Origin of the sequence: Streptomyces sp. (genome assembly GCF_035563135.1) — a bacterium.
GTDB lineage: Bacteria > Actinomycetota > Actinomycetes > Streptomycetales > Streptomycetaceae > Streptomyces.
Genome location: NZ_DATMVN010000594.1, coordinates 1 through 2310, shown reverse-complemented (window position 1 = coordinate 2310; position 2310 = coordinate 1). Strand labels below are relative to the sequence as shown.

At 68.4% G+C, this 2310-nt stretch carries 1 protein-coding gene and 1 pseudogene; both read right to left on the bottom strand.

Annotation, left to right across the window (positions count from 1 at the left end):
* Positions 1–257: 257 nt before the first annotated feature.
* Positions 258–494: pseudogene (locus tag VN520_RS26505) on the bottom strand (integrase core domain-containing protein); the annotation flags it as partial.
* A gap of 16 nt (positions 495–510) precedes the next feature.
* Positions 511–1608, bottom strand: a complete 1098-nt coding sequence (locus VN520_RS26500) for an IS110 family transposase (RefSeq protein WP_325749463.1) — start codon at positions 1606–1608, stop codon at positions 511–513.
* Between the last annotated feature and the right edge of the window lie 702 nt (positions 1609–2310).

Sequence of the window (2310 nt, the reverse complement as noted above, 5' to 3'; positions counted from 1 at the left end):
TTCGGCGATGAGCAGGTCGGTCAGCAGCGTGGCGGTGTCGGCGGGAACGTCGAGCGTGGCGGAGTAGGTGATCACGCGGGGTCCTCGCGCTGGTGATCGATTCCTTAGGCAGAACCGATCCTGAGGCGCAGGGCCCCGCGCCTCATGCCGCGACACACCTCCCGCGCCGGCGAGCTGCTACTTCAGGGCCGTAGGACGGCGTCAGCCGCCAATCCGTTGATAATAGCTCACTTACTCCGGTATGAACCGCCCCGGGTTCAGTGGAGGCTTGGTTCTGCCGGGGAGTCCTCGGTGAGGCCGGCGATCGAACGGTAGTGGTTGTCCTCGAACTCGACCGGTGGGATGTCGCCGCAGGCGCCGTGGAGGCGGCGGTGGTTGAACCAGTCGACGTACTCCAGGGTGGCCAGTTCGACGTCGTCGAGTCCCTTCCAGGGACTGCGGCGGCGGATGAGTTCGGTCTTGTAAAGGCCGATGAGGGACTCGGCGGCGGCGTTGACGCTCCTATATCCGTCAAGGGGCCGCGGGAGCGTTCCGGGGAACGCTGCGCAGCGGTCGGAGGAGTGCCCAGGTCTCGCGGGCGAGTAGCCGCTTGAGGCAGCGGATGATCTCGGCCTTGGTCTTGCCCTCGAGGGTCCGTCGGGCGACGTAGGCACGGGTGGGCTCGTGGTGCTGCATGCGGACGATGACCGCGCGGTAGAGAGCGGCGTTGGCTTGGCGGTGGCCGCCGCGGTTGAGCCGGTGCCGGGTGGTCAGGCCGGAAGATGCCGGGACCGGGGCCACGCCGCAGAGGCGGGCCCAGGCGGCCTCGGAGCGGACTCGGTCGATGTTGTCTCCGGCGACGATGAGCAGCTCGGCGGCGGTGTCCGGGCCGAGGCCGAATGCGGCGACCAGCTGCGGCACGAGCTGGCCGGTGAGCTCGGTCAGCAGCGTCTCATGGGTCTTGATTTCGTCGTTGAGCTGCTGCCAGCGGCGGGCGATCGACCGCAGCGTGTGCTTGGTGGCCGCGGCCACGGTGGTGACCGGGCCGGGGCGCAGGCCGGCGCAGCGGTCGATGAGCGCCATCTTCGACAGCGGCTGCAGGGCCTCGCGCAGCTCCGGTGGGGCGTTCACGATGACAGCCTTCAAGCTGATCATCGCCGCGGTGCGGGCCTTGACCGCGACGTCCTTGGCGACCTTGATCTGCCGCAGCATCTCCACCACGCCGTCGTTGGACTTGGGAACAGCGGTGGCGTGGCCGCCAAGGACGGCGCGGGCGGCGTTCTCGGCGTCGAGGGTGTCGCTCTTTCCGCGCAGCCGTCGGTCTCGGCGGTCGGTGCGCAGCACCTCGATGACGCCGATGTTCCGGCGGCGGACCGCGGAGGTCAGCCCGGCACCGTAGGAGCCGGTGCCCTCGATGGCGAACGTCAGCTTTGGGCCCAGACCGACGGCCCAGTCGATCAACTGGGTGTAGCCGGCCCGGTCGGCGGCGAAGCTCCTGGAATCGATCAGTCCGCCGAACTCGTCAAGGGCGACCGCGACGTGCACGTACTTGTGCGTGTCCACGCCGACCACAACCCGGTGGCGCCGATAGTCAACCTCTCGCTGGACGACTTCCGAGGTGGGGATCATGCTCGTCACTGCTACCTCCAACAGACCAGGCGGACGGTGGCAGTGCTGGCCGGTCGGGTGGACGGGACTGTGACGAGACTGAGTGCGATCAGGCTCCTATGAGGTCACTGCCCGCCCGGCCAGCACCATCTGATGCACCGCCCGGCGGACGACAGATCAACAGCAAGGACACCCAGACCTCGGGGTCAGTCATAAGCAAGAGTCAGGCCGCCGGACGGCAAGGCGAAGTCTCACAGTCGTAGGAGTCGCCGGTGGAGCCGACGGAGGCCACCGCGCCGGCCTCGGCCAGCCGTTGGGTGTAGCGCACAGCGAGGTACTGCCGGCCGCTTTAGGACATCAGCGACGGCTCGTCCTGAGGGCGGAGATGCAGTCACCCCTCCGTAGAAGGTGGGGGTCCCGGCCGCCTGGTGGAACACCCGTGGGGGCGGGAGGAGTTGCATGCGAGGTTTTCGACGAGGCTCATCGTGGCTTCTACCAGTGCCGGACTGCCGTGCCCAGCGACGGGTAGCACGCGTTCGGGATACCTGTCAGCCTGAGGCCCACGGTTGCTCGGACCGAGGAGGCTTGGTGCCCTACGTCGGAGATGCACGGCGGGCGGAGGGATCTGGGGAGTCGTGTCCGCTGCCATATTTGGGGTGGTGGACATGAGCAGCGGACCGGGTGATGGGGCGACGACGACTCCCGGGGGCGACCAGGGTCCTC

Excerpts from the sequence above, each read along its gene's own strand:
- VN520_RS26500 (WP_325749463.1), bottom strand. The coding sequence starts at position 1,608 with ATGATCCCCACCTCGGAAGTCGTCCAGCGAGAGGTTGACTATCGGCGC.